This is a genomic window from Trabulsiella odontotermitis, assembly GCF_001188485.1.
Classification (GTDB): domain Bacteria; phylum Pseudomonadota; class Gammaproteobacteria; order Enterobacterales; family Enterobacteriaceae; genus Trabulsiella; species Trabulsiella odontotermitis_A.
Window position 1 is genome coordinate 1 of sequence record NZ_JNGH01000044.1, and the last position, 300, is coordinate 300.

Annotated in this window: 1 protein-coding gene; it reads right to left on the bottom strand. The window is 66.0% G+C overall.

All coding sequences use genetic code 11. The features are described from left to right. Positions 1–300, bottom strand: a 300-nt coding sequence (locus GM30_RS02965; RefSeq protein ID WP_155483909.1) for a YbfB/YjiJ family MFS transporter, incomplete at both ends; no start/stop codon positions are given.

A 300-nucleotide genomic window follows, 5' to 3' on the forward strand; every position in this document is an offset into this window, starting at 1 on the left:
TCGACAGCGCCGAGGTCATCGGCCCCACCAGTTGACCGATGGCATACCCGGTGGTCAGCAGCCCCGCCATATAGCGGGTGTGTTCCGGTGCCAGTTCACGTCCGTAGAGTAATGAAAGCTGTACGGCGCATAAGAAGCCACCGCCCACCAGCAGCGCGCCCACCACCAGACCGCTGATCCCCGGCAGCAACCAGGCCGCCAGCACGCCCGCGCCCTGCAACCACAGCACGATCGCCAGCCGCTGATAGCTATGCCCCAGATGGCGGGTGGCGATGCTGAGCGCAATGCCCACCACCGACG